Genomic DNA, 22,437 nt, shown 5'->3' with positions numbered 1-22,437 from the left:
GTCAGCCGCCGACCACGGCCTCGAGGTTGCTCTGCACCGTCGCGAGGATCTCCTCGGGTTCGGTGCCCGCCAGCGACTCCAGCTGCGAGTTCATGTCCGCGACGACCTCGGAGACGCCCTCGTTCACCGGGACGCCCGTGGCGTGGTCGGAGCCGTCGAGGAACGCGGCCAGGTCGGGGTTGTCGGTCCGCCACTGGTCGGCCGCCGACTCGATCGAGGGCATCGGGCCGAACGCCGCGGAGAACGCGAGCTGCTGCTCGGTGCTCGTCAGGTACTCGACGAGGTCGAGCGCGGCCTGCTGGTTCGGGCTGTCGGCGGCCATGCCCCAGCAGTTGGTGAACTGGAGGGTGCCCGGCCCGGCGGGGCCGGCCGGGAGCGGCACGACCTGGTACTGCACGTCGGGGAAGTCGGCCGAGAGGGCGCCGGTGACCCAGTTGCCCTCGACGGTCATCGCCGCGAGCCCCTTGCCGAAGGCCTCGCCGCCCCACCCGGCGCCGAGGTCGGCGGCGTAGGCGAAGGTGCCGTCCTCCAAGTGCGACTTGACATACGACAGGCCCTCGAGGTTCTCGGGCGAGTCGGCCACGGCGGTGGCGCCGTCCTCGGAGACGAGGCGGCCGCCGGCCTGCGCCATGAAGGCGCCGACGCGCTGGTACTCGGCGCCGAAGGTCAGGCCGGCGCGGTCGTCGGTCGTGAGGGCCTCGGCGGCGGCGTCCAGCTGCTCCCAGGTGGTGGGCAGGTCGGCGTCGGTCAGCCCGGCTTCGGCCCACATCTCGGTGTTGATCACCAGCGCGAGGGTCGAGAAGTCCTTGGGCGCGCAGTAGAACTCGTCGTCCACGGTGAAGTTCTGGACCAGCGACGGATAGAAGTCGTCCTTGTTGGACAGTTCGTCGCCGTACGGGCGGAGCGAGCCGTTCGCGGCGTAACCCGCGAGGGCCTCGGGGGCGAGGTAGAACAGGTCGGCGGGCGAGCCGGAGGCGAAGCCCTGCGACAGCTCCTGGTCCATGTTCGTCGCGGCCACGGCGGTGGCCTCCACACCGGACTCCTCGGACCAGGCCGCGAGCGCGGCTTCGAGGGCCTGCGTCTCGGCTTCGCCGCTCGCGCCGTAGAGGATCGTCAGCGGGTCGTCGGAGGAGGAGAGCTCCCCCGAGGCGTCCTCGTCGGTCGTGTCGTCGAAGCCCTGACCGCAGCCGGTGAGGGCGAGCGCGGCGGCGAGGGCCGTGCCCCCGGCCGCCAGCGCGGCGCGTGCTGTGGGTTTCACGCTGCATCTCCTTTGATCGCGCACGTCTGCATTTGATCGCATCGCCAAAATTTTTGATCGATCAAATTTTATTTGAACGTTCATACGTTAAGATTCCCGGGACGTCCGTGTCAAGTACCCGAGGGAGTCCGCGTCGTGAAGGATCGCCGAATGGTGACGATCGAGGACGTCGCGCGCCGGGCAGGCGTCTCGCGCCAGACCGTCAGCAACGTGATCAACGCGCCCGCGAAGGTCCGCGAACCCACCCGCGAGAAGGTCGACGCCGCGATCACCGCACTCGGGTACGCGCCGAACGCGGTGGCCCGGCGGCTGCGGACCCAGCGGACCTCGACCATCGGCGTCCGGCTCGACGCCTACTCCGGCGGCGTCTCCGGCGTCGTCCTCGACCGCTTCGTGCACGCCCTCACCGAGCACGCCGCGACGCGCGGCCTGCGGGTGCTCCTGTACGCCGCGCGGACCGTCGACGAGGAGCTGCGCCACATCAACGAGCTGGCCGACGGCGGCGAGGTCGACGCGATCATCCTCACCGGCACCTCCCGCGACGACCGCCGGGCCGAGCGGCTGCGCGAGCGCGACATGCCGTTCGCCGCGTTCGGACGGCCTTGGGGCACCGAGGATCCCGCGGAGGCGAGCCACCCGTGGGTCGACATCGACGGCGCCGCCGGCACGCGCGCCGCGACCGCGTACCTGCTCGGCGACGCCGGACCGCGCGTCGCGTTCCTGGGCTGGCCGCCGGATTCGGAGACCGGCGACGACCGCGAGCGGGGCTGGCGCGAGGCGATGGCGGCGGGATCGGGCGACCGAGCGGCGCCGCGTATCTCGAGCGAAGACGGCGTGGCCCAGGCGCAAGGGGCGATCCGGACGCTGCTCAAGGACGACGCCGTGGACGGCATCGTGTGCGCGAGCGACGCGCTGGCGATCGGCGCGCACCTGGCAGCGGTGGAGGCGGGCAGGCCCGGCCTGCGCATCGTCGGGTTCGACAACACGGCGGCGGCCGAGGCGCTGGGCATCTCCAGCGTCGAGCAGCTGCCCGAGCGCGTGGCCGCGGGCCTGCTCGACATGCTCATGGGCCCCGAGGAGCGCCGGATCTCGCACCCGCCGGCCCCGGTGGGCCTATTGGTGGAGCCGCAGCTCATCGTGCGCTGAACCAAGGCGGTCGAAGCGACGAGCTCGGCCCCGGTGCTTCCGCACGGCGTCGAGCGGTGAACGGACCTGCAGGCGGCGGGTTCGCGACGAGGAGCGCGCGGCGCGTGCAGTCAGTGCGGAGTCGGACCGTGTTGCGCCGCAGGCGCATCGGCCCGCGCGCCCGCACCGGCCCGGGGTTCGGGTGCTCGTAGCGATCGCTAACACCGCGGCATTCGCGCTCGATGCGGACACATTGGGGCATCGGATCGCTTTGAACCGCAGTCGGACCGGCCCGCGCAGCCGCGTCCGCTCAGGACTCGGGCGCCGCTGTGCGGGCGCTCGCGACGACCGCCAGGCCGAGAGCGGCGGCGAACAGCACGTATGCCGCGAGGAGGCCGCCGTCGCCGGTCGAGACGATCGCGCCGCCGACCACCTGGCCAAGGAGCCCTCCGGCCGTCTCCGAGGTGATCACGGCCGCCGCGAGTTCGGCGGCTCCCAGTCCGCTCGACCCGGCGGTCGCGATCACGTAGAGCGCCGGATAGGCGAGGCCGACACCGACACCGGTTGCGGCCCAGACGACCAGGGCGGCCGGGAACGAGGGGTGGAAAACCAGGAGCACCGCGAGGACGGCGGGCCCGAGGGCCGCCAGGCTCATGCCCGTGGCTGCGAGCGCGCGGCGTCCGACGCCCCGGCCGTTCAGCTTCGCGGCCGCGATGCCCGTGAGGCCCCAGGCGACGGCGGCGGCGCTGAGGACCGCCGCGGCGCGGCCGACGCTCGTCCCGTAGCCGTCGGTCAGCAGGATCGTGATCAGGCCTCCGGCGCCGAAGTACCCGAAGCCGAAGAGGATCAGCGCGGCGAGGGCCGCCGGGGCGCCCGGTCGCAGCCGCATCGTCCCGGCGGGCATGATCGCGGCGATCCCCGCCACCGCGAGCAGCGTGCCGACGACCACCATTGCGGGCCTTTGGGATCCGATGACCACCAGCGCCGCGCCGAGCGGTACGAGCAGTGTGCGCAGGACCGGCCGCCGGGCGTCGAATCGCGGGGCCTCGCCGCGTATCGCCCGCAGGATCAGCGTCCGTCCGAACAGGAGGAACGGCAGCGGGAGCAGCAGCGCCCACCGCCATCCCGCGACGTGTTCGACGGCCAGCGTCGCGGCCGGGCCCACCAGCGCGGGCAGCACCCACATGGCCGACGAGGCGGCCACGACGCGCGCCCGCAGGCGCTCGTCCAGATGGCGGATTGCCGAGCTGACGCCGAAGACGGCGAGCAGACCGCTCGCGAGGCCGGTGGCGAACTGGCCGAGGCCGAACTGCCACGCGGTGGTCGCGGTAGCGGCGATGGCGAGTCCGCCGAGGTACGCGGTGAATCCGGCGGCGAGGGTGGCGCGGGACCCGAGCCGGGCGAGGACGCCGCCGGCGAGGGGCAGCGCGAGGAACAGCCCGAGGGTCGGTCCGGCCAGGAGCAGGCTGAGCCGGGCGCGGGCGTCGAGGTCGTCGGCGACGATCGGCAGGAGGGTCCCGGCGACGAAGCTGGTGACGGCGGCGCCGAACTCCAGGGCGACGATGCCGACCGCGAGCAGGCCGGCGTTCGGTGCCCGGGTCGGCGCGGCGCTCACGTGAAGAGCCGGCGGTCGTTCCGGTTGATCTGGACCCACACGCCGTCCGGATCCTGCACGCGGATCGACCGGCCGTGACTCTCGTCGATCACCGGGCCGGGGTCGAATCCGGCGGCGCGCAGCCGCTCGGCGACCGCCTCCAGCGGTTCGTCGGCCTCGAAGGCGAGTTCGCACCGGCCCTCGTCACCCGGTGCGGCCCGGTGGACCGCGACCGTGCCCGCGTCGGCGGCGAGCTCGACCCAGGAACCGGGCCGGGAGACCGCGTCGACGTCCAGGCCGAGGGCGGTGAAGAACCGTGTCGTCGCCTCGACGTCGGCGCTGTAGCGGATCGGCGTCGCCTTCATGACGAGCCCTCCTTGTCATCGGCGAGGCGCCGAAGGTGCTCTTCGAGCGCGCGCTCGACGAACACCGACAGCGACAGGTCGGCGTCGACCGACGCGTGCTTCACCCGCTGCACCAGGTCGGCGGGCAGGTAGATGTTGAACTGGCGTTTCGCCTCCATGGCTAGAATGCTAGCAAGCTAGAGTACTGCCGTCGAGCCGTCGAGCCGTCTGCCGGCTCGGGCGGTCGGTCTCGGACCGCCCAGGGCCTGTTCACGGACCGCTGCCGGTCGCCGTCCGGTCCATCGGCCCGCTCGCCGCGGAGGGGCCTCCATGCGCGAAGGCCTTTCCGCGGCTTCGGCGAAGCTCGCGAGCCGTGAACGCGGCGAGCGACCCGATGGCCTCGGACACCGCCTCGCCGGGGGTTCGGGAACAGGCCCTGGCGGTCGCCTATGCGGTGATGCGGGCGAGCGCGCCGAGGACTTCGGAGGCGGTCAGCGGGTCGATGTCCCTCGGGTGGTCCCCGCCTTCGCCGAGCGCGGTGTAGTCCGCGTCCTCGGACAGATGCACCGAGCTGACGGTCTGGATCTTCGCGCCGTCGACCCTGCCTTCATAGCTGTCGATGCCCGGATCGAGGCCGACCACGACGAACCCTCCCGCCGGGAGCGGGCGGTGGAAGCCCGGTTCGACCCACCAGCTGTTGGAGGGACCGCGGCGCCAACCCCATTGGGCCAGGCCGAGGACGCTCCCGGACTTGAGCGTCGCGCCGTCGAAGCGGGTGACGCGGCCGGTGCGCAGCTCCTCCTCGGTGAAGCCCAGGATCGGGCGCGAGAGCTGCGAGAAGGGTTGCAGGAGTTCGTAGTCGGCGAAGATCTCGGCCCAGGCGGCGAGCCGGTCGCCGAGCCGCAGCGGGTGCGCCAGGCGGACTCGCGCGTCGCCGGGCAGGTCGAACCGGTCGTCGGCGGCGTCGGTGAAGGTCCCGTCCTCGGCGATGCGGAAACCGGACGGCTCGCCGCCGGACTCGGCCAGCCACACCAGGCGCCGGGCGAGATGGCGCATGAGCGGATGGTCGGTGAAGAACTCCTGGAACTCGGGCACCGTCCAGGAGCGTTCCGCGACCATGGCGTGCTCGAGCCGGCGCACCTGCTCCTTCGCGACCGTGCGCAGGTCCCGCTTCAGCTGCGCGAAGCGCTCGTACGCGGCGTCGGCGAGCGCGGCGTCGTCGTCCGCGTTCGGCCTGGGCAGGCTCCTGAGCGGCTTGCCGTCCTCATCGGACACGACCGGCTTCAGCTGCTCGTCGAAGGCGACGGTGAACCGCCGCGGCCCGTAGGCGAGGACGAGGCTCGTGTCGCCGTCGAGCCCGAAGTCGGGCACGAGCCGGTCGGCGAGCTGTTCGGTGGTGAGGCCGAGGCGCTCGGCGACCGTCTCGATCTGCTTGCCGGCCTCCAGTTTCAGCGCCTTGAAGCGCACCTTCCTGGAGATCACGTGGAGCGCGCGCAGGGAGGTCTCGGTGCCGATGTCGCCCAGGACCTCCAGGCCGGTGACGGCCCGCTTGTGCTGGCCGTCGCCGGGCCAGCGGCGGATCAGCGCGGCGAGTTCGGCGACGGTGTCGTCGTCGGCGAAGCGCGCGAGCTGCGTGAAGGCCCACCGGTCCTTGGCGGGCGAGCCGACGGCGGTCCACAGTTCGAACAGCGCCCAGGAGAACCGCGTGAGCGAGGCCCGGTCGCAGGCCTCGGCGACGACTTCGACGCCGGCGTAGGGGAACTCGGGGCTGTCGAGGGCGAGCACGGTGGTCACGTGGCTCACTGCCTCGGCCGGCAGCGCGGCCTCGCGTCCTTCGAGGAGGATCTGCGGCAGCATGTTCGGCGCGGCCCACGCCGGCGGTTTGGGGATCTTGGCGTCGAGCGGGTCGAGCGGGTCGGCGGCGATGAGCGCGTCGATCGCCGCAGCGGCGGCGTCACCGTATTCCTTGGCGGCGTGGGCCACCGGTTCGGCGCCGTGGGTAAGGATCAGGTACCGCAGCGTCGTGGTCGCGGCGCGGCGGGCGGCGGCGTCGGGGCCCAGGGCGTCGGGGACGAGCAGGTGCGCGGCCGCGGCGGTGTGCCGGGCCAGCCAGCGTTTCGCGATGGGCGCCACGGACTTGGAGCGCGTGAGCCAGTCTGCGGCGAGCCTGGCGGCCGCGAGGCTCTGGATCGGCATGACCGCTTCGGCGAGCGCGGGGCGGCCTTTGAGAAGGGCGACGACGCGGTCGGCGACCGGCGGTCCGAACCGGCCGAGGATCCGCTGGAGTTCCGCGATGCCGGTGTAGCGGGCGGTGCCGTCCCACCGCTCCAGCAGCGGCTGGACGAACTCGAGACGCGCCCAGGCGAAGAGGATCGCCGCGTCGAGGATGTCGCCGTGCTCCTCGAGGCGCGCGAGCACTCGGGCCTCCTGCTTCTCCCCGAAGCTCGTGTACGGGTCGTGGTCGCGCAGGGTCGCCCAGCGCCGCTCCTCTTCGGGGTCGTCCCAGACGAGGCGGGTCTCGAGCGCGGGCGCCAGGCCTTCGATCACGGGCCGTTCTTGCTTGCGGCGCTTGCGCTTCCAGACCGGGTCGACCAGCAGCGGCGGCAGCGCGCCGGCGGGTGCGGCGGGCAGCTCGTCGGGCGATGCGGTGAGCGCCGCGATCGCCCGGCGGGTCGCGTCGTCGGTTCGGTCCAGCGCGTCGGCCAGTGCCGGGGAGGACTTGACGAGGCCCGCGAGTCGTTCCCGCGCGGCGGGTTCGGCGGTCTCGACGCGGGCGGCGACGACGCGGAGCGTGCGCACCGGGAACCGTGCGGCGGTCGCGGTCACGGCGTTGAGCGCGCCGGGCAGTTCCAGCTTGTCGACCAGGTAGGCGACGGCCTCGTCGGAGGGGAGCAGGCCGATCGCGGTCATGAGGGCGGCGCGGGCGGGTTTGGACATCCGCGCGAACATGTGGTCCATGACGCGGGTCAGCAGCGGGAGCACGGCGGTCCCGAGGCCTTCCACCAACGGTGCGAGTGTGCGGTCGCTGATGTCGCCGTGGACGAAGCCGCGCTGTTCTACGAGATGCAGGTGCCGCGGGTCCGCCAAGATCGACCAGCGCATCCAATCGTCCATGCGGTATTTCGCGATGTACCCGATGGACGCCGTCACGGCCTCCTCGGCCCAGTCGGCCTCGTCCGGCATGAGGATCGCCGCGCCGATGCGCCGCTGCAGATCGGTGCGGCGGGCGTCGACCGCCGCGACGGCCTCCCGGTACTCGGCTTCGGGCGCCGCGGCCAGGAGCGAGCGGACGCGGTTGACCGCCGGCTGCGCCAGTCGCCAGCCTTCGGTTTCCTGCAGTTCGGAGTGGGTGCCGATGCGCCCGATGGTGACGAGGCGGCCGTCGCGGTAGTACGTCGAGTGGTAGATCATCGCCGACTCGAGGACGGCGACGGCGGCGAAGGCGAGGCCGTGGTCGGCGATCCAGGCGTCGAGGTGCCGCAGGCGGGCCGCGGCGGTGATCGTGTGGTTGTATCCGAGGCTGTTCGTCTCGGTGCTGTCCAGCAGGTGCATCAGGGCGGCGGCCCCGACCGGGTCCGCCAGTCCCCGGAGGCGGGCGGCCACCGCGGGGCGGTAGACCTTCTCGTCCCGTTTGAGGAACTCCTCCTCGATCAGCGGCCGCAATTCGGCGATCCGCAGGGCCACGGCCTCGGACGCGGCCGGATCGACCGCGGTGTCGAGGTCGGTGTTCGCGAAGTCGCGGCCGCGGCGGGGCATCACGTGCCGGCGCCATCGCGCGGGGAGCCGGAGTTGGTCTTCGTCGGGGAACGTCTCGGTCTGGGTCATGTCGCGCAGCTTAAAGGGAGGCACCGACATGGCGCCACCGACCTGCGGCGCACCGGTTTCGTTGGCCGCGTTGGCATTTCAAGGCACTCAAATGGACACTGTCCGGAGGCGGGCGGCCACCGAGCGGGACGGTCACCGCTGGGGCGCATCGCCTTCGGTCCCCCGCGGGGCGTCGATGCCGAAGAGCCGTTCGACAAGGGTCTGCCAGCCGTCGGCGAGGCGCCGCGCGGGCTCGGCGTCGAGCGTTTCGACGGGCGGGGCCGAGGCGAGGTACAGCAGCAGCGGGCCTTCGAGCGCGGCCGAGAGCTGGGTCGCGAGGATGTCCAGATCGGGGACGTCGAGGTCGGCCTGCCCCAGGAGCATCCGCAGATGCATCTGCGTCATGTCGACCTCGACGGCCGGCGCCCTGATGTCGCGCTCCATCGCGGCCTGCGCGACCGCGAGGTTGGCGATGAGGAATTCGATGCGCACCCGGCCGTAGGCGATCAGGCGCTCGACCGGTCCCGCTCCGGGGCCCAGCGGGGGCGGACCGGAGATGACCTGCTCCTGGAACCGGTGCGCCTCCTCGTCCAGGAGGGCCTTGAAGATCCCGGCGCGGGTGCCGAAGCGGCGGAAGACCGTGCCCTTGCCGAGTCCGGCCCGCTCGGCGAGTGAGTCCATCGTCACGTTCGCGGTGCCGTGCTCGGCCATCATCTCGCGGGCGACCTCCAAGAGGCGCAGGCGGTTGCGCCTGGCGTCGGCGCGCTCGGCGCGCGGCTTGCCCAGTTGCACGAGAGGTCGGTCCACGAGATCAATCTACCTGCTGGAAATATAAGCGGGGTAAAGTCCGTTTAGACTGAGCGAGGATCTCAACGGCGAGGTCCCGCACCCGACCGCCCACGCGGTCCACCGGACAACCGCGAACGCGGTTCACCCGCTCAAGGAGCAACACGCATGAATCTGTTCCGCCTGGACGCCAGCATCCTGCCCGGCACCTCGACCAGCGCCGAGATCGCCGATCTCGCCGAGGCCGAGTGGTCGGCGACCCACGCCGGAGGCACCGTCACCCGTCGCCACCTGGGCACCGACCCCCTGCCCTCCGAAGCATGGGTGCACGCCACGGTCGGCGGCTTCACCCCCGAGGACCAGCGCGACGAGTCGCACCGCCGGGCCCTGGAGCTGGCCGCCGAACTGGCCGAGGAGATCCAGGCCGCCGACGCGGCGATCCTGGCCGTCCCGCTCTACAACTACGGCGTCTCGCAGCACTTCAAGACCTGGGCCGACCTGGTCATCTCGGGCGCCGGGGCGACCACCCCGGTCCTCAAGGGCACGCCCACGGTCCTCGTCACGTCCATCGGCGGCGGCTACGGCCCCGGCACGCCCCGCCACGGCTGGGACCACTCCACGCCGTACCTCGAGCGCGTGATCGGCGACCTCTGGGGCGCCGACCTGACGGTGGTCAAGCGCGAGCTCACCCTCGCCGGAACCAACCCTGCCATGGAAAGCCTCCGCGGCCTTGCCGCCGAGCAGCACCAGCAGGCGCTGGCGGCGGCCAAGGAGGCCGGCCGGGCGATCGCCGGAAACTGACGGTCTGGGCGCCGCGTCCGGATCGGCCTTCCCGATCCGGGCGCGGCGCCGCGCTCAGTAGTAGATCTCGCCGGTCCAGGTGTACGAGGGGTCGTGGATCCAGGAGTACTCGCAGTCCTCCAGCGAGTAGCCGTCCGCCTGGCAGTCCAGGACGTATTGGTCGCGCTGCGTCAGGCCGGTGGAGCCGTTCTCGTCGTAGAGGACTCCGGTCCAGGTGTATGAGGGGTCGTTGATCCAGGACGTGTCGCACTCCGACTGGGAGTACCCGGCGTCCTGGCACTCCTGCTTGTAGACCTCCGACTCCGACGGGCCCGATGCGGTGGTCTCCGCGAACTCCTCGTCCTCGTAGTAGGCGTCGTCCTCCTCCTCAGCGAAGAACTCACCGTCCCAAGTGGATGACGGATCGTTCGACCAGGAGGACTCGCACTCCGACTCGGTGTATCCGGCGTCCTGGCAGTCCTGGACGTACGCCGCATGGCTGTCGGACAGGGTTCCGGAGTCCTCGTCGTCGTCGCGGTTCGCGTACCACAGCAGGGCCCCGATGACGGCGATGCAGATGAAGAACGCGGCCGCTCCGGCGCCGGTGCGCACCTGCGACTGGTCGCCGGAGCCGGGCGGCGCCACGGGCGGGACGTTGATCTCGGGCCCCGGCTTCGGCGGCGAGGCCGGCTTGCGGCGAGGCGGGTCGGGTGGCGTCGGTTTGCCGCGCGGCCGATCGGAGGCGGGTTTGCGAGGCGGATCCGATCGGGGAGCCGCGGGCGGGGCGGCCCAGGTGGGCCGGTTCGGGTCGGTGACCATCGTCGGACCGTTGTCGACGAGGGTGCGGTCCTCCCCCGCGTTGTCGAGCAGGCGCATGAGCTCGCGCTCCTGCTCGTCCGCCAGGGCCGTGACGGCGTCGGGCCAGGGCCGCGACGTCGGCGCGACCGGGCCGATGAGTTCCAGGAGTTCGCCCGGGCCGGGCCGGTCCGCGGGGTCGACGACGAGGCAGCGCGCGGCGATGGCGCGGACGCGTTCGGGCACGCCGTCCAGGTCGGGATCGGCCCGGACCACGCTGTTCATGATGTCCAGGGTGGACGCGGCCGCGAACGGGCTGTCTCCCGTGCAGGCCAGGACGAGCACCGAGCCGAGCGAGAACACGTCGGAGGCGGCGGTGATCGGCTGCGACCGGACCTGTTCGGGCGACATGAAACCCGGCGTGCCGATGACGGCGCCGGTACGCGTGAGGTCGGAGCCCTCGATCGCGCGGGCGATGCCGAAGTCGATGACACGGGGGCCGCTCGCCTCCAGGAGGATGTTGCCCGGCTTGAGGTCCCGGTGGATCACCCCGGCCTCGTGGATGGATTCCAGGGCCGAGGCGAGCCCGGCCGCCAGGCGGAGCACCGCCGGTTCGGGGAGCGGGCCTCCCGCCTCGATCGCCATGCCCAGCGTGGGGCCGCGGAGGAACTCGGAGGCGAGCCACGGGAGCGGGTCCTCGGGGCCGGCCTTGACCACGGCGGCGGTGTAGTGACCCGACACCTGCCGGGACTTGCGCACCTCCTCGCGGAAGCGGGCCTTGAACTCCTCGTCCTCGACCAGCCATTCGCGGATCATCTTGACGGCGACCAGCCGCCCGTCCGGGCCGGCGCCGAGCAGTACGCGCCCCATCGCGCCGCGCCCCAGCTCGGCGATGGTTCGGTAGGGGCCGATCTGTTCGGGGTCGTTGGAGGACAAGGGCTTCAAGGGGACTCCTCGCGTAGAAGGACTGGGCCGCAGCCAGGTCCGGCTCTGGGGTCGCCGGGCTGCGCCGCGTTCAGCCCACTCCATCACATCGCATCACGAAATCGTCCCGGCGAGAACCGCCGGGCGCGACGGGGCCCGGGACCCGATCGGGTCAGCCGTTCAAGGCGTCCAGGCGCCTGCGGGCGGCGGCCGGGGCGGCGGCGTACTCGTCCATGTCCGCCCACGGGTCGGCCTTGCGCGCGAGGCGCCTGCCGATGGACGCCGCGGTGAAGCTGTTCGGCGCGGACCGGCCCAGTTCGCTCCAGTCCAGCGGGGTCGCGACCGAGACGCCCGGCCGGGCGCGCAGCGAATACGGGGCGACGAACGTCTGCGCGCGGCCGTTGCGGTTGACGTCCAGGAAGATCCGGTCGCCGCGGCGGTTCTTGCGCAGCGCGGTCGTCAGTCCTTCGGGGTCGTCCGCGGCGAGGCGCTCGGCCATGGCGCCGGCCAGGTCGCGGACGAACTTGAAGTCGGCCGAGCGGTCGAGCGGCGCGACCACGTGGTAGCCGCGCCCGCCCGTGGCCTGCACGTACGGCGTCAACCCGAGCTCGAGGAAGAGGTCCCGCGCCCGCCGCGCGACCGAGCGGAGGGTGGACACCGCGACCCCGTCGGGCGGGTCCAGGTCGATCACCAGGCGGTCGGGGCGGTCGAGCCGGTCCGCGGTCGCGGGCCAGACGTGGAACTCGATCGTGGCGTGGTTCGCCAGGTAGATCAGGGTCGCGGTGTCGTCGCAGACCACGTACCGGGTCGAGCCCTCGCCGTGCCGGTGCGCCACCTCGACGGACCTGATCCAGTCGGGGAAGTACTCGGACGCCTCCTTCTGGAAGAACCCCTCGGCCCCGATGCCGTGCGGGAAGCGGCGCATGGTGAGCGGGCGCCCGGCCAGGTGCGGGAGCATCGCCTCGGCGACCGCGAGGTAGTGCAGGAGCACGTCGCCCTTGCGGAAGCGGTCCTCGGGGAACAGCTCCTTGTCGAGTGTGGACACCTTGATGTCGTGCCCGGCCACGTGCAGCGTCGCCATGTCAGACCGTCTCCCTCACCACGTCCGCGGCCGGCTTGTCCGCGCGTTCCCCCTGGTACCGCGGGTGGCGCAGCATGCCGTCGGTGGTCCACTCGCTGAAACCCACCTGCACCACCAGTTCCGGGCGGATCCAGTGGGCGCCCCGTTCGCGGACCGGATCGGCGAACGGGCTCTCGTCCCGGGCGAGCGCGTCCATCCGCCCGCGCAGCGCCCGCAGGGTGCGTTCGTCGTATCCGGTGCCGACCTTGCCCGCGTACCGCAGCCCGGCGCGGCCGTCGTGGTAGCCCACCAGGAGCGCGCCGAAGCCGGCGCGCGAACCCTGCGGGTCGGTGAAGCCGCCGACCACGAACTCCTGGTGGCGCACGCACTTGAACTTGAGCCAGTCCTTCGAGCGGCCCGGGCGGTAGCGCGACGCGGCGCGCTTGGCGATCAGCCCTTCCCAGCCGCGCTCGCAGGCCAGCCGGTAGTAGTCCTCGCCGTCGGCGTTGCGGTGGGCGGAGTACCGCAGCGGGTCGTGGAAGTCGAAGGCGCCCTTAAGGATCCGCTTGCGCTCGCGCAGCGGCAGGCGGGTCAGGTCGTCCCCGTCGTAGGACAGGAGGTCGAACAGGTAGTAGAAGACGTCGACGCCGGTCGCGGCGATGCGGTCGGCGCCGGTGAGGTGCATGCGGCCCTGGAGCCGCGCGAAGCTCATCAGCCTGCCGTCGAACGCGACGATCTCGCCGTCGGCCGCGAACCGGGGGCCGCCCAGCTCGCCGAGCGCGTCGACGAGTTCGGGGAAGCTCTCGTCGATGCGCCGCTCGTTGCGCGACCACAGCTGGGGCCCGTTCCCGTCCCGGACCGCCAGCGCGCGCATGCCGTCGAGTTTCCGCTCGAAGAGCCAGTCCGCGTGGGAGAAGCGGCGCTCGGTGAGCGTCGCGAGCATGAGCGGTCGAAAGCCGGTCACGGTGCCGCCGGCATTCGGGCGCGCCGGGTCGCACGGGACTTCGAGAAGTCCCGTCTCTCCCGGTATCGATCAGGCGTTGTCCCCCGTGCCATGGGCCGGAGATACCCGGCCGCGACGGCCGCAAACCGTCGAGAGATGAAGGAAGATTACGTATTGCGCATGAATGATCACTCCGAGTGCCATGCTGTGGTCATGCCTGCGCTATGGAACGGTGTGATCGCATTCGGGCTGGTGAGCATCCCGGTCAGCCTGCGCTCCGCCACGGGCAGCCACGATCTCTCGCTGCACCAGTACCACGCGGCCGACGCGGGACGGATCCGCTACCAGAAGATCTGCGAGATCGACGAGGAGCCCGTGGAGCCCGAGGACATCGTCAAGGGCGTGGAGACCGACGAGGGCGAGGTGGTCCTCCTCGACGAGGACGACCTCGCGGACCTGCCCGTCAGCTCGTCGAAGACGATCGACGTGCTCGAGTTCGTGCCCGTCGAGCAGATCGACCCGATCCACTACCAGCGGTCCTACTACGCCGAACCGGGCAAGGGCGCGGCCAAGCCCTACGTGCTGCTGCGCGAGGCGCTGCTCGGCAAGGAGAAGATCGCGATCGTCAAGATCACGCTGCGGCGCCGGGAGAGCCTGGCCGCCCTGCGGCCCCGCGACGACGTGCTCATGGTGCACACGATGCTGTGGCCCGACGAGATCCGCAAGCCCGAGGTCAGCGGGGTCGGCGGCGAGGCGAGGAAGCAGGAGCTCCAGATGGCCGGCACTCTCATCGACTCCATGTCCAAGGACTTCCGGCCCGAGGAGTACAGCGACGCCTACCAGGAGGCGCTGCAGGAGGCCATCGACGCCAAGAAGGAGGGTCGCGCGGTCGTCAAGTCGGAGGACACCCGGCCGAAGGCGAAGGTCATCGACCTCATGGACGCGCTGGAACGCAGCGTCGCGGCCAAGCAGCCCTCGAGCCCGCGGCGGCCGGCGAAGAAGACGGCCAAGAAAACCGCGAAGAAGACGGCGAAGAAGACCGCGGCGCGCAAGTCGCCCGCGAAAAAGACCGCCAAGAAGACGGCGCGCAAGCGCAAGAGCGCGTGAGCGGCGCGTGGTGGCCCGAGGGTCGCATGGATCGCTCGAAGACGCCGTTTGACCACCTTCGTGCGGGGTACCGTGCGGCTCAGGACAGCCGAACAAGGGGGAACGAACCATGGCGAAGGACGCCGCACGCGATCGCAAGGACGAACAGCTCGACCGCGACCGTGTAGCCGATGACGACCAGGCGCTGACCACCCAGCAGGGAGTCCGCGTCGACCACACCGACGATTCGCTCGCCGCGGGCGAGCGCGGCCCGACCCTGATGGAGGACTTCCACGTCAGGGAGAAGATCACCCACTTCGACCACGAGCGCATTCCCGAGCGCGTGGTCCACGCGCGCGGCGCCGGCGCCTACGGCGTCTTCCAGCCCTACGACGACTGGCTGCGCGACTACACGACCGCGGCGTTCCTGACCGATCCTGACGCGACCACGCCGGTGTTCCTGCGGTTCTCCACCGTCGCCGGCTCGCGCGGCTCGGCCGACACCGTCCGCGACGTGCGCGGCTTCGCCGTGAAGTTCTACACGAGCGAAGGCAACTACGACCTGGTCGGCAACAACTTCCCGGTCTTCTTCATCCAGGACGGGGCCAAGTTCCCCGACTTCGTGCACGCGGTCAAGCCCGAGCCGCGCAACGAGATCCCGCAGGCCGCCTCCGCGCACGACACCCTCTGGGACTTCGTGTCGCTCCAGCCCGAGACGCTCCACGCGATCATGTGGCTCATGTCCGACCGGGCGCTGCCGCGCTCCTACCGGATGATGCAGGGCTTCGGCGTCCACACGTTCCGCCTGGTCGACGCGAACGGGCGCGGCACGTTCGTGAAGTTCCACTGGACGCCGGCGCTCGGCACGCACTCACTGGTGTGGGACGAGGTCCAGAAGATCGCCGGGGCCGACGCCGACTTCAACCGCCGCGACCTGTGGGACGCGATCGAGGCCGGGGACTTCCCCGAATGGGAGCTGGGCGTCCAACTCGTGCCCGAAGAGGACGAGTTCGCGTTCGACTTCGACCTGCTCGACGCCACGAAGCTCATCCCCGAGGAGCTGGTGCCGGTGCGCCCGGTCGGGAAGCTCACGCTCAACCGCAACCCGGACAACTTCTTCGCCGAGACCGAGCAGGTCGCGTTCCACACCGCGAACGTCGTGCCCGGCATCGACTTCACCAACGACCCGCTGCTCCAGGCCCGCAACTTCTCGTACCTGGACACGCAGCTGATCCGCCTCGGCGGCTCGAACTTCGCGCAGATCCCGGTCAACCGGCCCGTCGCCGAGGTACACAACGACCAGCGCGACGGCTACGGCCAGCACCGGGTCCACACTTCGGCGACGTCCTACAACAAGAACACGATCTCGGGGAACGACCCGGCGCCCGGCGCTGACCGCTCGTTCACGCACTACGCCGAGAAGGTGGAGGGCGCCAAGATCCGCCGCCGCTCGGAGAGCTTCAAGGACTTCTACAGCCAGCCCGCGATGTTCTGGCACTCCATGAGCGAGGTCGAGGCCGAGCACATCGTTGCCGCGTTCCGTTTCGAGCTGGGCAAGGTCACCGACAAGGACATCCGCACCCGCGTCGTCGACCAGCTGCGGCAGGTGGACCTCGAACTGGCGAAGCGGGTGGCGGAGGGCATCGGCGTGGCGGCACCGGCCGAGGGTGCGGCCGACCGCGGGCGGACGTCGCCCGCGCTCTCGCAGTTGACCGATCCGGTCGCCACGGTCGCGACCCGCAAGGTCGCGGTCCTCGCCGCCGAGGGCGTCGACGGGACCGGGCTCACCTCGCTGGTCGCGGATCTACACCGCCGCGGCGCCGTCGCGGAGGTCCTGGGGCTGACCGACGGCATGATCGCCAGCGCCACGGGCGAGGACGTCCAGGCCGACCGGGCCCTGCCCACGATGGCGTCGGTCCTGTACGACGCGGTCGCCGTCCCTTGCGGTCCCGACAGCGTCGCCGCGTTGAGCCGCGACGGCCGCGCGGTCCACTTCGTGGCCGAGGCGTACAAGCACGGCAAGGCGGTCGCGGCGTTCGGCGCGGGCCTGGGGCTGCTGCGCGCGGCGCGCATCGAGGCCGAGTGCGCGGACGGGGTCGAACCGGTCGACGACCATGGCGTGGTCACGACCGCCGCGAACGGCGGCGACCTGCCCGAGGCGTTCCTGGACGCGTTCGCCGGGGCGATCGCGGGCCACCGGGCCTGGGACCGGCGGACCGACGACATACCCGCCTGAATCGAGCGAAGGCCGCCCGCCGACACCGGCGGGCGGCCTTCGTCGTGCTCAGCCCGACTCCTGGGTGGCGTCGTGCGGGGCGCCGACCGGTTTCGACTCCGGGGAGCCGCGCTGGCGCAGGTAGACGCTGAGGACGACGATCGAGCCCATCGCCAGGAACTCCGACTGCCAGTTCTCCGCGACGTCGACGGCGAAGTCGCTCGAGGCGACGTACTCCAGCAGCGAGACCTGCCTGCCCTCCTGGGCGAGCTGGCGGTAGTTGAAGTCGGCCTGCCCGGCGAAGGCCTGGCCGACCAGCGCGGCGAGGAACAGCAGGCCGAAGCCCACGCTCAAGCCGTTGTCCCGTAGGAAGCGCTTCATGTCCCCTCCTCAGCGGTGCAGCAGCCCGACGGCGATGGCGTAGACGAGTCCCAGCATGGTGAAGGCCAGGTACGCCCCGAACATGGCCCGCCTCATGAGCCCACCTCGCACTGATAGGGCCGGTCACCGTCAGGGAGGCATCCGGCGGCCGCGACCTTCCAGCCGTCACCGAGTTCGACCAGGAAAAGGACGTCCGCGTCGGTGCTGACCTGCGCGCGGTCCCCCCACACCTCGACCTCGGCGACCGCGCCGCCCGGCAGTCCCAGCGACCCGATCGAGGCTTCGCACGCCTGCCCCTCGGAGGCGACCAGGGCCTCCGCGGTCTCAGGGGAGAGCAGCGCGCACGCCGCGGCCGCATCGTCTCCGTCGAGTGCCGCCGTGAAGTCCTCGGCGACGGCCGAAGCCTCCGATTCCCGCTGGCCCGCCCCGCACCCGGCGGACACTCCGCAGAGCATCACCAGTCCGAAGGCGACTCCGGTCGTTTCCCGCACCATGCCGATATAGTCCCCCGAGAAGACCCCTCCAAACGGCTCGAACGCTCTTCTCGACGCGACGCCGTGGAGTGTTCCAGGTCGTCCAGAGGCCCCGAAGTCCTCGCCGGACCGGCTTCGCGAGCCTCACTCCTCGCCGAGGCCGAGCGGCTCCAGATCCTGCGGGACCAGTGTGGTGCTCTGGAGGAGTGCCCGGATCAGGTTGTCGTTCAGCGCGTTCCCGAGCGGTTCGCCGAGGGCCTCGTCGCGCAGCAGCCCTTCCACGCGGGGGCGGTAGTCCGGGTGCGACAGGCGTTCGCGCACGCCCGCGACGATGCGCGCGGCGGTGCCCTCGTTCCAGTTCCGCTCGACCGCGAGCGGCGAGCGGCGCAGGTCGTCGGCGACCTGGCGCCAGGCCATCGGCTGCGCGCGAGGGAGCGCGCGGAGGTACCGCTGCGCCAGTGAGGCCAGGACCAGGCGCTCGACCCGGCTCAGCGGGTGCTCCTGCGGCGGCACCGTCTCGTCGTCGGCGCGGACGTCGCCGGGAGCGCGCCTCCCGCCGACGAGCCGGATCTCCAGGCAGTGCACCGCCTCGGAGAGGTCGCCGATGTACACGGGTGTGTAGGCGTCCTGGACCAGGCGCTCCTGTCCGGTGAGCAGCATGGCGTCGCCGGGGAAGAGCATCGGCAGCCTGCCCTCGTTGCGCATCGTCCACTCCCTGCCGTGGCAGACGAGGCGCCCGTGGACCCGGCTGATGTGCTTGTCCTTGACGCCGAGCGGGATGTTGACGCTGTCCTCGTCGCGTCCGAAGAGGATCTCGAACGGGCGCGGCGGCACCGCCCACCCGACCTCCTCGCCGAGCACGAACATGGTGCCCGGCGGGGCCGGCGGCAGCGGGTCGGCGCCTTCGGGCGCCTCGGGGACGCCGGCGGCGAGGCTGCGCACCCACGGCGGAAGGATCTGCGGGGGAAAGGCTTTCGTACTCATCTCGAGCGGTCCTCTCTGGCGGCGGTCTTCGAGGACCCGATTATGTCCGCCCCCGCGCGGGACCCCTCTCGCCCGCCGGGCCGTCGCCGAGCGCCGGGCGCCCGCCCCGGTAGGATCGACCACGCTCATTGCGACGAGACCACCCCCGAGGAAGCCACAGTGGAGACTGAGAACTCCGAGCCGTCACGGAGCGCGGACGCCCGACTCGACGAGCCTTGGGATCCGCCGGAGAACCAGCTGCTGAACGGCAAGTCCATCGCGTCCGCCGCGGCGGTGGTCCTCGCCCTCGCCGCCGCCGTCGTCTGGGCGTCGATGTCCGAGGACCCGCCCGCGGTCGACGCCGATTCGGCCGCGCACGCCGACTTCGACTCCGATTCGGCTTCCGGTTCGAGCCCGTCGACCGAGCCGACCGAGTCGACGGACCCCGCGCGGGAGAGCGAGTCGGCGACCGAGGGGGAATCGTCCGGCGAGACGTCGTCGGAGGAGTCGGCATCGGAAGCGGCGGAGCCGGACTCGGCGCTGCCGGGGACGGGCGTCTACCGGGCCCGCCAGGAGGCCAGCGGCCTGTGCATGACCTGGGGCGAGGAGCCGGACGGCGACCGCAGCGTGATGGTGCTGGGCGAGTGCGGCGACACCGACCCGGAACTGACGTGGGTCGAGGACGGCGACCGGTACGAGGTCGAGATGGCCTTCGACGAGTGGACGCCGTGCATGACCGTCGACGACGGCGGCACCGAGGACGGCATGCTCGTGGGCTTCGACGGCTGCGACGGCCTCGACGCCCAGACCTGGGAGCTCGCGCCGGTCGGCGACGCCTACCAGCTCCTGACCGCCGCGAGCGGCGACCTGTGCCTGAGCGTCCTCAAGAGCTCGTCGGCCGAGTCCGGTGACGCCGTGGCCGTCCAGGACTGCGACTCCGGCGACGAGAAGCAGCTGTGGACGCTCCTGTGACCAGGCTCGTCCCTATCGGACGGTCGTTCTCTCACAGCTCCTGGTAGCAGATGAAGTAGTAGATCCGGTCGGTCTCGGGGTTCCATTCCCGCTCTTCCCGGACCGCCGAATCGGCCCAGTGGTAGTCGAACTCGACCGATTCGGACCCGCACGCCGCCCACGCGGCGTCCTCGTGCTGCGGCTGCTGCGGGTTCGGGTCCTCGGGATCGGTGACGATCCGGTAGACCCGCTTCACCGCGGCGGAGGATTCGCAGGCGACGACCACGTAGTGCTCGTCCGAGGTGAGGCACTCCCCCGCCGCCGGTGCGCGTTCGACCTGGTCCTCGCCGGTCACGGGATCCGGCGTCGCCGGTTCGACCGATCCTTCGGTGACGGCGTACAAGGCGTCCGCTCCCGCATCGGTGCCGAGGGCCTGATACGACAGGACGCCGCCGAGCACGAGCCCCGCCACCAGTCCCGCGACCGCGAGGACCGGGTTGCGGCGCCGGCTCGGGGCCTCGCCGCCGTCCGGCGAACCGTCCTCGCTTTCGATGCGGTCGACCGCCTGCGAGAACGCCGCCGCCAGCTCCCCGCAGGTCCGGTACCTCCGGGCCGGGTCCAAGCTCATGGCCTTGGCCGCGATCGCGTCGAACTCGGGCGGCAGCCCGGGCCGGAGCTCGGCGATCCTGGGCACCTCGCCGTCGCGCTGCAACCGGGCGACCGTGAAATCGTCGACCTCATGGAACGGCCGCTCCCCGGTCAGGCAGTGGAACAGCACCGCCCCGAGCGAGTACACGTCGCCGGACCGGTCGTGCGGGTCGTCGGTACCCGAACCCGCCGATCGGGAGGCGCCGTAAACCTCCGGCGCGGTGTACCGGCTGGTGCCGATCGAATCCCCGGCCCGGGTCAAGTCCTCCCCGGCGACGGGCTTCGCCACCCCGAAGTCGCTCAGGTAGACGTGGTCCCCGGCTCCGAAGAGGATGTTGGCCGGCTTGACGTCGCGGTGGACCACGCCGCGGGCGTGGGCGAAGTCGAGCGCGCTCGCGACCTGGGCGATGACCCGCGCGGTCGCCGCCGGGTCGAGCGCGCCGTCCGCCAGCCGCGCCCGGAGGTCCTCCTCGGCTCGCGGCATGACGAAGTAGAGCAGGCGGTCCTCCGTCCCGGCCGCGGCGATGACGTACATGATGTTGGGGTGCTCCAGGTCCGCCATCAGCTTGATCTCGCGCCGGAACCGCTTGCGGAACCCGGGGACCTCGGCGAGGTAGTCCGCCATGATCTTGACGGCGACCTTGCGGTCGTGCAGCCGCGTGTCGGCGGCCAGGTACACCCGGCTCATCGCCGTCGACCGCAGCGGCTCCGGATCGAGCCGGAATCCGGGCAGAAGGGCGTTCAGCTCATCGGCGGAGAGGAAGTCGCAGTCGGTGGTGTCGTCCATCGTGCTTCGTTCAGGAGGAAGTGGGGCGTTCTGCTCCGACTAGGGTGCCACAGTTGCGGCCCTTGGCGATCAACGCCCTCAGATGGCGTCCCTCCCTGTTCTGGGGTGCGGGGACCGCCGTCGTTCGCGAACGGCGGGGGCCGGGTCGATCATCCGCGTTACTGCAACTAGTATGGTTACAGTTTAATCGGCGGACGACGGAAGCGAGGGACGACATGGCCATCAGCAGCAGGAGCGCGGTCGCGATCCATGCGCTCACCATGCTGGCGCGCTGGAGCGAGCGCACCCTGACCTCGGCCGAGATCGCCGACAGCCTGGAGAGCAATCCGGTGCTCGTGCGGCGCATCCTCGGGAGCCTTCGCGACGCGGGCCTGGTCGAGTCGACCGAGGGCCGCGGCGGCGGGTGGACGCTCGCCCGCGCCCCTCGCGCGATCACGCTCCACGACGCCTACGCCGCCGTCGAGACGGGCCCGGTGCTCACCGGGCACGCCCACCCGCCGAGCCGCGAGTGCGAGGTCGGGCGCAACATCCAGGCGCTGCTCGAGACCGAGTTCCGGGAGGCCGAGCAGGCCATGGAGGAGCGGCTCGGCCGGACCACGATCGCCCACCTGGTCCAGCGGGTGCTGGACCGGGAGCGCGAGCTCGACCTGCAACGCTGAACCACCGGCGGCGGAGGCCCGTCCTCCGCCGCGCCTTTTTCACCAAACTGTAACCATCATAGTTCCGGTATATGACGCAAGGAGGAAGCGACGCATGGCAGTCACGCCCGCCGCGACCGCCCTGCGCAGCCGAGCGGCAGGGAGGCGGCCAATCCGCTCCACCGGGCAGGACGGCGCCGCGCACTCCGACGCGTTCCTGGTCATGGCCGGAGTCGCCGTCCTCGCACCGCTCGTGGCCTACCGCATGCGTCCCGTTCTCGCGCAAGGAGAAACCCGTTGAAGACCATCGTGATCACCGGAGGCACCTCCGGCATCGGCCAGGCCCTCGCCACCGCCTACCGCGACCGCGGCGAGCAGGTCGTCGTCATCGGCCCCGACCCGCGGAAGGGCCGGCGCTTCCTCGACGCGGCGGCGAGCGCCGGCGCCGCGGACCGCGCCCGCTTCGTACAGGCCGACCTCAGCCTCGTCGCCGAGAACCGCCGGGTCATCGCGGCGCTCAAGGCGGAGTATCCCGTCATCGACGCCCTCGTGCTGTGCGCGAGGTACTTCCGCTCCCGCCGCGCGGTGACCGCCGAGGGCTTCGAGTGGAATTTCGCGCTCTTCTACCTGAGCCGGTTCCTGCTCGGCCACGGCCTGGCAGAACCGATGGAACGAGCGGAGAAGCCCGTCGTCATGAACGTCGCCGGGCCCGGCGTGGGCCCGCCGACGGTCCACTGGGACGACCTCGAGTTCGTGCGCGGTTACCACGGTTGGACCGCGATGTCGCAGGGCGGCAGGCTGAACGACCTCCTCGCCGTCGCCTTCGCCGCCGGGCGCGAGCGCCGCACCCGGTACGTGCTTCAGTTCCCCGGCGGCACGAGC

Annotated in this window: 20 protein-coding genes and 1 pseudogene; 8 read left to right on the top strand and 13 right to left on the bottom strand. The window is 71.7% G+C overall.

The features are described from left to right. Position 1 precedes the first annotated feature (1 nt). Positions 2-1,258, bottom strand: a complete 1,257-nt coding sequence (locus BLQ63_RS08210; protein WP_218125139.1) for a sugar ABC transporter substrate-binding protein — start codon at positions 1,256-1,258, stop codon at positions 2-4. A 150-nt stretch (positions 1,259-1,408) separates the two neighbouring features. Here BLQ63_RS08210 and BLQ63_RS08205 point away from each other — a divergent pair, with 150 nt between their 5' ends. Further along, the gene (locus BLQ63_RS08205; RefSeq protein ID WP_091031453.1) at positions 1,409-2,404 is read left to right on the top strand and encodes a LacI family DNA-binding transcriptional regulator; all 996 of its coding nucleotides are present in this window, start codon (positions 1,409-1,411) and stop codon (positions 2,402-2,404) included. Between the two features lie 289 nt (positions 2,405-2,693). Here the strand turns inward: BLQ63_RS08205 and BLQ63_RS08200 are convergent, their stop codons facing one another. The 5 genes from BLQ63_RS08200 to BLQ63_RS08180 all read right to left on the bottom strand — a co-directional run bounded on the left by BLQ63_RS08200 (position 2,694) and on the right by BLQ63_RS08180 (position 8,932). After that, on the bottom strand, positions 2,694-3,998 hold the full coding sequence (locus tag BLQ63_RS08200) for an MFS transporter (protein WP_091031450.1): 1,305 nt from the start codon (positions 3,996-3,998) through the stop codon (positions 2,694-2,696). Next, positions 3,995-4,342, bottom strand: a complete 348-nt coding sequence (locus BLQ63_RS08195; protein WP_091031446.1) for a VOC family protein — start codon at positions 4,340-4,342, stop codon at positions 3,995-3,997. The genes BLQ63_RS08200 and BLQ63_RS08195 overlap by 4 nt, the downstream gene beginning before the upstream one ends. Continuing rightward, complete coding sequence (locus BLQ63_RS08190) at positions 4,339-4,500, bottom strand: ribbon-helix-helix protein, CopG family (protein WP_091031443.1); 162 nt, start codon at positions 4,498-4,500, stop codon at positions 4,339-4,341. The genes BLQ63_RS08195 and BLQ63_RS08190 overlap by 4 nt, the downstream gene beginning before the upstream one ends. A gap of 268 nt (positions 4,501-4,768) precedes the next feature. Further along, positions 4,769-8,146, bottom strand: a complete 3,378-nt coding sequence (locus BLQ63_RS08185; protein ID WP_143014807.1) for a DUF4132 domain-containing protein — start codon at positions 8,144-8,146, stop codon at positions 4,769-4,771. A gap of 132 nt (positions 8,147-8,278) precedes the next feature. Beyond that, on the bottom strand, positions 8,279-8,932 hold the full coding sequence (locus BLQ63_RS08180) for a TetR/AcrR family transcriptional regulator (RefSeq protein ID WP_091031437.1): 654 nt from the start codon (positions 8,930-8,932) through the stop codon (positions 8,279-8,281). A gap of 147 nt (positions 8,933-9,079) precedes the next feature. Here BLQ63_RS08180 and BLQ63_RS08175 point away from each other — a divergent pair, with 147 nt between their 5' ends. Beyond that, positions 9,080-9,712: an FMN-dependent NADH-azoreductase gene (locus BLQ63_RS08175; protein ID WP_091031434.1), complete on the top strand. Its 633-nt coding sequence runs from the start codon at positions 9,080-9,082 to the stop codon at positions 9,710-9,712. A 54-nt stretch (positions 9,713-9,766) separates the two neighbouring features. Here BLQ63_RS08175 and BLQ63_RS08170 read toward each other — a convergent pair whose 3' ends face one another. The 3 genes from BLQ63_RS08170 to ligD (BLQ63_RS08160) form a co-directional block, all read right to left on the bottom strand. After that, complete coding sequence (locus BLQ63_RS08170; protein ID WP_177154837.1) at positions 9,767-11,431, bottom strand: serine/threonine-protein kinase; 1,665 nt, start codon at positions 11,429-11,431, stop codon at positions 9,767-9,769. A gap of 151 nt (positions 11,432-11,582) precedes the next feature. Continuing rightward, entirely contained in the window at positions 11,583-12,491 is a 909-nt protein-coding gene (gene ligD, locus BLQ63_RS08165) for a non-homologous end-joining DNA ligase (RefSeq protein ID WP_218125138.1), read from the bottom strand. Position 12,492: 1 nt separating this feature from the next. Further along, complete coding sequence (gene ligD, locus BLQ63_RS08160) at positions 12,493-13,413, bottom strand: non-homologous end-joining DNA ligase (RefSeq protein WP_091031427.1); 921 nt, start codon at positions 13,411-13,413, stop codon at positions 12,493-12,495. Between the two features lie 156 nt (positions 13,414-13,569). Between ligD (BLQ63_RS08160) and ku the strand changes: the two genes are divergently transcribed. Further along, positions 13,570-14,520 carry a non-homologous end joining protein Ku gene (gene ku / locus BLQ63_RS08155; protein ID WP_308204473.1) on the top strand — a complete coding sequence of 317 codons (951 nt, stop codon included), beginning with the start codon at positions 13,570-13,572 and terminating at the stop codon, positions 14,518-14,520. Between the two features lie 109 nt (positions 14,521-14,629). After that, positions 14,630-16,735, top strand: a complete 2,106-nt coding sequence (locus tag BLQ63_RS08150) for a catalase (RefSeq protein WP_091031424.1) — start codon at positions 14,630-14,632, stop codon at positions 16,733-16,735. Positions 16,736-16,783: 48 nt separating this feature from the next. Here the strand turns inward: BLQ63_RS08150 and BLQ63_RS08145 are convergent, their stop codons facing one another. The 3 genes from BLQ63_RS08145 to BLQ63_RS08135 all read right to left on the bottom strand — a co-directional run bounded on the left by BLQ63_RS08145 (position 16,784) and on the right by BLQ63_RS08135 (position 18,552). Beyond that, entirely contained in the window at positions 16,784-17,095 is a 312-nt protein-coding gene (locus BLQ63_RS08145) for a DUF6766 family protein (RefSeq protein WP_091031421.1), read from the bottom strand. 92 nt (positions 17,096-17,187) lie between these two features. After that, on the bottom strand, positions 17,188-17,589 hold the full coding sequence (locus BLQ63_RS08140) for a hypothetical protein (RefSeq protein ID WP_091031417.1): 402 nt from the start codon (positions 17,587-17,589) through the stop codon (positions 17,188-17,190). Between the two features lie 123 nt (positions 17,590-17,712). Next, on the bottom strand, positions 17,713-18,552 hold the full coding sequence (locus BLQ63_RS08135) for an FHA domain-containing protein (RefSeq protein WP_143014806.1): 840 nt from the start codon (positions 18,550-18,552) through the stop codon (positions 17,713-17,715). Positions 18,553-18,711: 159 nt separating this feature from the next. On the opposite strand from BLQ63_RS08135, the gene BLQ63_RS08130 reads away from it, so the two are divergent. Next, the gene (locus BLQ63_RS08130; RefSeq protein WP_177154836.1) at positions 18,712-19,503 is read left to right on the top strand and encodes an RICIN domain-containing protein; all 792 of its coding nucleotides are present in this window, start codon (positions 18,712-18,714) and stop codon (positions 19,501-19,503) included. Positions 19,504-19,534: 31 nt separating this feature from the next. On the opposite strand, the gene BLQ63_RS08125 is transcribed toward BLQ63_RS08130, so the two are convergent. Continuing rightward, entirely contained in the window at positions 19,535-20,917 is a 1,383-nt protein-coding gene (locus BLQ63_RS08125) for a serine/threonine-protein kinase (RefSeq protein WP_091031407.1), read from the bottom strand. Between the two features lie 215 nt (positions 20,918-21,132). On the opposite strand from BLQ63_RS08125, the gene BLQ63_RS08120 reads away from it, so the two are divergent. The 3 genes and pseudogenes from BLQ63_RS08120 to BLQ63_RS29805 all read left to right on the top strand — a co-directional run. Beyond that, positions 21,133-21,576, top strand: coding sequence for an Rrf2 family transcriptional regulator (locus tag BLQ63_RS08120; protein WP_091031405.1), 444 nt, complete (start codon positions 21,133-21,135; stop codon positions 21,574-21,576). A gap of 94 nt (positions 21,577-21,670) precedes the next feature. Continuing rightward, positions 21,671-21,856, top strand: a complete 186-nt coding sequence (locus tag BLQ63_RS08115) for a hypothetical protein (protein WP_091031402.1) — start codon at positions 21,671-21,673, stop codon at positions 21,854-21,856. A gap of 8 nt (positions 21,857-21,864) precedes the next feature. After that, positions 21,865-22,248: pseudogene (locus tag BLQ63_RS29805) on the top strand (SDR family NAD(P)-dependent oxidoreductase); the annotation flags it as partial. Positions 22,249-22,437: the final 189 nt, after the last annotated feature.

This window comes from Glycomyces harbinensis, assembly GCF_900101745.1.
GTDB lineage: Bacteria > Actinomycetota > Actinomycetes > Mycobacteriales > Micromonosporaceae > Glycomyces > Glycomyces harbinensis.
This window is presented reverse-complemented; position numbering and strand designations above follow the sequence as displayed.

What these genes read in the sequence shown, in the direction of transcription:
- BLQ63_RS08205 (WP_091031453.1), top strand. Translation starts at nt 1,409, where the DNA reads ATGGTGACGATCGAGGACGTCGCGCGCCGGGCAGGCGTCTCGCGCCAG.
- BLQ63_RS08195 (WP_091031446.1), bottom strand. Translation starts at nt 4,342, where the DNA reads ATGAAGGCGACGCCGATCCGCTACAGCGCCGACGTCGAGGCGACGACA.
- BLQ63_RS08190 (WP_091031443.1), bottom strand. Translation starts at nt 4,500, where the DNA reads ATGGAGGCGAAACGCCAGTTCAACATCTACCTGCCCGCCGACCTGGTG.
- BLQ63_RS08185 (WP_143014807.1), bottom strand. Translation starts at nt 8,146, where the DNA reads ATGACCCAGACCGAGACGTTCCCCGACGAAGACCAACTCCGGCTCCCC.
- BLQ63_RS08175 (WP_091031434.1), top strand. Translation starts at nt 9,080, where the DNA reads ATGAATCTGTTCCGCCTGGACGCCAGCATCCTGCCCGGCACCTCGACC.
- ligD (WP_218125138.1), bottom strand. Translation starts at nt 12,491, where the DNA reads ATGGCGACGCTGCACGTGGCCGGGCACGACATCAAGGTGTCCACACTC.
- ligD (WP_091031427.1), bottom strand. Translation starts at nt 13,413, where the DNA reads ATGCTCGCGACGCTCACCGAGCGCCGCTTCTCCCACGCGGACTGGCTC.
- ku (WP_308204473.1), top strand. Translation starts at nt 13,570, where the DNA reads ATGAAGGAAGATTACGTATTGCGCATGAATGATCACTCCGAGTGCCAT.
- BLQ63_RS08150 (WP_091031424.1), top strand. Translation starts at nt 14,630, where the DNA reads ATGGCGAAGGACGCCGCACGCGATCGCAAGGACGAACAGCTCGACCGC.
- BLQ63_RS08145 (WP_091031421.1), bottom strand. Translation starts at nt 17,095, where the DNA reads ATGAAGCGCTTCCTACGGGACAACGGCTTGAGCGTGGGCTTCGGCCTG.
- BLQ63_RS08140 (WP_091031417.1), bottom strand. Translation starts at nt 17,589, where the DNA reads ATGGTGCGGGAAACGACCGGAGTCGCCTTCGGACTGGTGATGCTCTGC.
- BLQ63_RS08135 (WP_143014806.1), bottom strand. Translation starts at nt 18,552, where the DNA reads ATGAGTACGAAAGCCTTTCCCCCGCAGATCCTTCCGCCGTGGGTGCGC.
- BLQ63_RS08125 (WP_091031407.1), bottom strand. Translation starts at nt 20,917, where the DNA reads ATGGACGACACCACCGACTGCGACTTCCTCTCCGCCGATGAGCTGAAC.
- BLQ63_RS08120 (WP_091031405.1), top strand. Translation starts at nt 21,133, where the DNA reads ATGGCCATCAGCAGCAGGAGCGCGGTCGCGATCCATGCGCTCACCATG.
- BLQ63_RS08115 (WP_091031402.1), top strand. Translation starts at nt 21,671, where the DNA reads ATGGCAGTCACGCCCGCCGCGACCGCCCTGCGCAGCCGAGCGGCAGGG.